At 31.2% G+C, this 5211-nt stretch carries 6 protein-coding genes; all 6 read right to left on the minus strand.

Annotated elements, in window-relative coordinates:
• Positions 1–144: 144 nt before the first annotated feature.
• The 6 genes from VLC96_RS00905 to VLC96_RS00930 all read right to left on the minus strand — a co-directional run bounded on the left by VLC96_RS00905 (position 145) and on the right by VLC96_RS00930 (position 4449).
• Positions 145–351 (minus strand): hypothetical protein, encoded by a 207-nt coding sequence (locus VLC96_RS00905; protein WP_325260160.1) that lies wholly within the window; start codon positions 349–351, stop codon positions 145–147.
• 77 nt (positions 352–428) lie between these two features.
• Positions 429–944 (minus strand): hypothetical protein, encoded by a 516-nt coding sequence (locus VLC96_RS00910; protein WP_325260161.1) that lies wholly within the window; start codon positions 942–944, stop codon positions 429–431.
• Between the two features lie 153 nt (positions 945–1097).
• Positions 1098–1592, minus strand: a complete 495-nt coding sequence (locus VLC96_RS00915; protein WP_325260162.1) for a hypothetical protein — start codon at positions 1590–1592, stop codon at positions 1098–1100.
• 1227 nt (positions 1593–2819) lie between these two features.
• A complete protein-coding gene (locus tag VLC96_RS00920; RefSeq protein WP_325260163.1) occupies positions 2820–3410 on the minus strand; it encodes a DUF3885 domain-containing protein in 591 nt (196 codons plus the stop codon).
• A gap of 184 nt (positions 3411–3594) precedes the next feature.
• On the minus strand, positions 3595–3978 hold the full coding sequence (locus tag VLC96_RS00925) for a hypothetical protein (RefSeq protein WP_325260164.1): 384 nt from the start codon (positions 3976–3978) through the stop codon (positions 3595–3597).
• Positions 3979–3981: 3 nt separating this feature from the next.
• A complete protein-coding gene (locus VLC96_RS00930) occupies positions 3982–4449 on the minus strand; it encodes a hypothetical protein (protein WP_325260165.1) in 468 nt (155 codons plus the stop codon).
• Positions 4450–5211 lie beyond the last annotated feature (762 nt).

Raw genomic sequence — 5211 nt, forward strand, 5'->3', positions numbered from 1 at the left:
TTCGGCAGACAAAAAGTTGTCTCCAACTTTTTCAACAAGCCGTTGGAACGGAATTCTATACTCGAAAAGTAACCAACATATAACCCTCTCAAAAGTTGTGAATAACTTTACGATGCTTTACATAGGAGTAGCTGTTGTGCGATGTTAAGATAGCTCTTTTTCTAAACAAAATGTCTCGATTAATTCTCCGTTCCGTTCTAAAGAAATTTGATAATCAAAATAACCACCTTTTATGTTGAATGTATCAATCTGACCGTTAGGGAAGTCTATTTTTCTTAAAAGAATAGTGGCGTTTTCTTTTTTACCACCTACAGATGTGTATATAACTTTTTGACCTATAATAAATGCCATAAAATATAAATTTAAAAGAATTTGTTTTTTTGTTTTGATATTATTTTTTTACAATAATATGTTTAGTTTATGTTGTTTTATAATCCTTCAAAATTTTCAATTTTATCTAACTCTAATATTGATTCACAATTAAAAATCAAAGAAATGGCTGTTTTTTTTGCAGGTCTTAAGCTTTTATCATAAATCACTAATTCAATATTTTTAATTCCTATACAAATTATATTTTTTTCAGTGTTTTTGAATTTAAAAAACTGATGGTTGTTAGATATTTTTTTCTTATAATCAATTTGATATATTTTTACAAGACCATTATATAATTGTTCATTAAATCCGCATTTGATTTGAATTAATTTTCTATTGTAAAAGGTATATTCAACATCATCAATTTTGATTTGATTTGTTATATATAGTGATCTAGAACCGTCACTTATCCATTGATTTGCATTATTAATTTTTTTATCAAATGTTTTATTAAATTCTAAAATTGACATTCCGATTTTGGCATTACCAAAACCAATAAGTTTTTTAGTTTGAGAAAATCCTGTAAAAATCGTTAGTAAAAAGATAGAGAAAAACAGTGATTTTATTTTCATTTTTAGTTATTATTTGGGTTAATATCGCACAACGTCCCGCTACTACAGCGGGTTTGGGACTAAATTAAGCCCATTCTTCGGATTTGCCAAATCATTCCAAACACAAAACCATCTTTCCATTAAGCCTATTGCCCAAATCCGTTGTAGTAGCTGTTAGTAGCCGTTTTTTCTTCTTTTTTCCGTTTTCGCAAAAACTATTCTTAACGAATCTGAGCAATTTGAATTTGCTTTTCGCTTATAAACTAAAGAATCATTTTTGAGATAAAATTTCTCTTTATTAAAAAGAACATAGTCAGTTCCGCTTTCGGCAGTACAATTCGGAATAGTTGTTGGGATTTTTTTGTTATTATATTCTCCAAACTTAATACATTCCGCAAAAGGAAACATATTGTAACACGTGTCAATACGAATACTATTTAATTCAATTGTGTCGCCTATAAATGACCATTTGCCTTTTGAAATTGAATGCCATTCACAACCTCTCGCATTATATTTAAAAGTAAAATCTGAATTGATGGTTAAAATTGTTTTTCCAGGAATTACATATTCTGTATCGTACCAAGTTTTGGTAAATCTTTCGTCTGCTTTCTTTTCACAAGCTTGAAAAGTAAATATCGAAATAATAAATATACAAAACTTCAATTTCATTATTTTGGTTTTAAAATGGCTACTAACGTCTTGGCACTACAGCGGGTTTGGGACTAAATTAAGCCCTATATTCGGATTTGCCAAATCATCCCAAATACAAAACCATCTTTCCATTAAGCCCAATGCCCAAATCCGTTGTAGTGGCTGTTATGTGGGGGTTGTTTCTAGCCGATATTCCCAATTATTAATCGATTTTCAGCCTTATCTTGGCAGATTAAAAACCTAATTCTTGCCCAAATCTCGGCTAAATTTTATTCCCTTTTTCGTTTCAGTTGGCACCCAAAACGATTGTTTATTTTTTATTCTCAATGAAACTTCAATATTTAAGTTCCAATTTTCGCAATCTAATTTAAAACTCCAATTTTTAAGTTTTGTTTTTCAGATTCAGTTTAGAAACCCTGAAATTTAAGTTTCTGCTTTTCAAGTTTTGCATTTCGGATTCAGTTTAGAAACTCCGACATTCAAGTTTTCAATTAAAACTCTAATTTTAGGTTTCTGTATTTCGATTTTCTGCGCAACAATTCGCTTTTAAAAAAACGTGATTTTAGCAGTAAATTTCTTTTTTCAACTCCCACATAACGTCTTGGCACTACAGCGGGTTTGGGATTAAATTAAGCCCATTCTTCGGATTTGCCAAATCTTCCAAATACAAGACCATTTTTCCATTAAGCCAAATACCCAAATCCGTTGTAGTGGCTGTTATGCGGGGGTTATTTTGTCGAAATTACAATTAAACCGCAAATTTTTTACGCTTCTGTTGGCACATTCCAATTTTCACGTTTCTGCTTTTCGGTTCGCAATTTTCAACGTTTTATTTTCAATTATTTACTTTTCGATTTATAAATTCTGCGCAAAAAATTTCAAGTTTCTGCTTTTCAAATTCCAATTTTCACGTTTCCGCTTTCCGCGTTTCTACTTTTTACACTTCAGTTTTTCGTCTGTCAATTGTCAGCTTCCAACTTTTCGACTTCAGTTAGCGATTCCAACTTTCACGCTTCCGCATTGTAAACTTCTTGCGGAAACCAATTTATTTTCTAATTGTTTTTATCTGCGTAATTTCGGCATAACTCCCGCATAACGTTCTGGTACTACAGCGGGTTTGGGACTAAATTAAGCCCATTCTTCGGATTTGCCAAATCATTCCAAATACAAAACCATTTTTCCATTAAGCCTATTGCCCAAATCCGTTGTAGTAGCTGTTGGCAGTAGTTGTTTTTCGTTCGTCCTTCACAATCCGTCTTCACGTTCCGATAACCAATCTTTATATTTTTCTTTATAAAAATCTCTTGTTTCACTGTCTTTAAAAATAAAGTCAATCCCTCCATCATAAGGAACTACAATTATATTTTTGACAATTGAAACAAAAAAAGCACTTACATTGTTGATAGCGATTTCTCTAAGCAAATTGTTATAGTGATTTAAATTCCAAATTATTTCGGCAAATGCAGGTCTATAAATTTCTCCTTTATCATAATCATCTGAGTTATATTCAAACATATCTATGTTATCAAGTCTCAAAAACTTGTAAGGTTTAAAAACTTCTTCTTCGTCAGTAATGAAAGTCGCTCGTTCGCCCCAATTATATTCACCCGTTACAAGTAAAATTTTTTCGTTTTCGCCAAATAAGTCAGTGATTATTTGATTTTGTCTTCCCAATAAAATTTCCCATTCATTTTCACTTTCAGGATATCGTTTCGATTCAGGCAAACTATGGATTCTGAACCATTTTTGAGTATAATCGTTTTTAAATAGATACGAAATTGGTATCGTGTCAGGATAGGTTAGAGTCCAAAATGTTTTAAATTCTTCTTTAGTCATTTTTCGGTTACAATTACTGCCAACGTTCTGGTACTACAGCGGGTTTGGGACTAAATTAAGCCCATTCTTCGGATTTGCCAAATCATCCCAAATACAAAACTATTTTTCTATTAAGCCAATTGCCCAAATTGCTTGTAGCGTGTGTTGGCAGTAGTTGTAATTATAGATAAAGATGTTTTTTAACCTATTTTTTAAGATGTTTTTTTATTTCATCTAAATTTGTCTTTGCAAGATTTGCTTTAGCTGTAGATACTCTGTAATTCGAATATCTTGCATTCATACAAGCATCCAAAAGCCATCTATAATAGGAGAAACAAGTTGGAATATGAGTTCTAACAAGTTGTTTTGTGCCTTCATGTTTAGAAATCCTTCTACTTTTTAATACTGAATTATAATAAGTATTAAAATGTGGATACGTAGTTCCGTTTTCAGTTAAAGGAAAAATTTCATGTTGTACATAATGCAACGCAGAATAAAAAGAAGTAGTAACAATCCAATCAGTAAATTTTCCATCTGCAATAAGAAAATCACAAACATCTTCATTATGTTTTGCATGTTCTTTACTCATATTTTACTTTGAAGATTTGTGTTTTAAATTAAAACCGTCTGCTTTAATACAATTATCATCAATCTCTCCATCAGTATCATAGATACTAACATTTAGTTTGTAAAATTCGGAACTTACACTGTCCTCCAAATTTGTAAGATAATCGTAAACAGAAAAGATTTTATCACTTAAAAATTCATTTTCAGGTAAAATTAATAAAATAGAAAAATCATCCCATGAGTTTATTTTTAAATAAGCCCCAATTGGATTAAACTTTTGTTTTTTTAGATGTTTTAATATTTCATTTGTATGAGAACCAGAGTTATTAATATTGGTTTTTAATTTATCAATAATTAATTTTTCTGTTTGCTCTAATGCCTCATTTTTGCCTGTAAGATAGGCATCAATAACATGGTCTGATGTATATAAGCGTTCAGTTGGAGAAGTAAGTTCCCAATTTGCAGGTGCTAATATTTTTTGTAGTGTTGCCATGATTATTTTTTACAAAAGTACGTTAATTAACCAAATATACAATAGATAGTATAATATACAATATAGATTTAACTTTTAAAAGTGTTTTTTTATATGTTAATTGGAGTAAATTTCTTCATTCTGCGATACAATTACTGCCAACGTTCTCGCGCTACAAGCAGTTTGGGGTTAAATCAGCGTTATCTTTCGGATTAGCCAAATCTTCCAAATACAAACCAATTTTTCCATTAAACCAAATCCCCAAATTGCTTGTAGCGTGTGTTGGTGGCTGGTTGTTTAGTCGAAATTACAATTAAACCGCAAATTTTTTACGCTTCTGTTGGCACAATCCAACTTTTAAATTCCTATTTTCGGTTTGCAATTTTCGACGTATTATTTTTAATTATTCACTTTTTAATTTCTGCGAAAAAAAACTTTTCAAGTTTCTGCTTTTCAGATTCCAATTTTCAAGTTTCTGTTTGAAGATTCAGACTTTCACGCTTCTGCTTTTCAGGTTTCAATTTTTTCAAGTTTCTGCTGGCGATTCCAATTATCACGCTTCTGCTTTGGAAATTTCCTGCGAGTTGAGAACTTTATTTTCAAATCGAAATTATCTGCGTAATTTCGGCTCAACTTGCCACCAACGTCTTGGCACTACAGCGGGTTTGGGGTTAAATTAAGCCCTATTTTCGGATTTGCCAAATCATCCCAAATACAAAACCATCTTTCGATTAAGCCCAATGCTCAAATCCGTTGTAGTGGCTGTTAGCAGTGGTCTTTTGA

This window comes from Flavobacterium sp. (assembly GCF_035456085.1).
In the GTDB taxonomy this organism is placed as follows: Bacteria; Bacteroidota; Bacteroidia; order Flavobacteriales; family Flavobacteriaceae; genus Flavobacterium.

Excerpts from the sequence above, each read along its gene's own strand:
- VLC96_RS00920 (WP_325260163.1), bottom strand. The coding sequence starts at position 3,410 with ATGACTAAAGAAGAATTTAAAACATTTTGGACTCTAACCTATCCTGAC.
- VLC96_RS00930 (WP_325260165.1), bottom strand. The coding sequence starts at position 4,449 with ATGGCAACACTACAAAAAATATTAGCACCTGCAAATTGGGAACTTACT.
- VLC96_RS00905 (WP_325260160.1), bottom strand. The coding sequence starts at position 351 with ATGGCATTTATTATAGGTCAAAAAGTTATATACACATCTGTAGGTGGT.
- VLC96_RS00915 (WP_325260162.1), bottom strand. The coding sequence starts at position 1,592 with ATGAAATTGAAGTTTTGTATATTTATTATTTCGATATTTACTTTTCAA.
- VLC96_RS00910 (WP_325260161.1), bottom strand. The coding sequence starts at position 944 with ATGAAAATAAAATCACTGTTTTTCTCTATCTTTTTACTAACGATTTTT.
- VLC96_RS00925 (WP_325260164.1), bottom strand. The coding sequence starts at position 3,978 with ATGAGTAAAGAACATGCAAAACATAATGAAGATGTTTGTGATTTTCTT.